The 235-nt window shown below is 68.5% G+C and carries 1 protein-coding gene; it reads right to left on the reverse strand.

Annotation, left to right across the window (positions count from 1 at the left end):
* Window positions 1-235: DUF6531 domain-containing protein (locus HU737_RS26100; RefSeq protein ID WP_217838556.1), on the reverse strand; the 235-nt coding region annotated here is incomplete at both ends.

Consider the following 235-nt stretch of genomic DNA (forward strand, 5'->3'; position numbering starts at 1 on the left):
CGTGGCTGCGACCGTCCGCGGCGTGGTAGAGCACGCCCTGCTTGAGCACATCGAGGCAGGTCGAGAACGGCGTGATCCAGCGGGCGCCGAACACGCCACGGTCGAGCGCCGCCAGGCTGGAGCGGTAGGTGCGTGACCACTGCAGCGCAAAGCAGCCGGGCAAACTGAAATCGGTGTGGGTGAGGGTTTCGCTGCCACGGGCGAAGCTGATGCTGCGGCAGGTCGAGGGGCAGCC

The organism is Pseudomonas urmiensis (genome assembly GCF_014268815.2).
GTDB classification, from domain to species: domain Bacteria; phylum Pseudomonadota; class Gammaproteobacteria; order Pseudomonadales; family Pseudomonadaceae; genus Aquipseudomonas; species Aquipseudomonas urmiensis.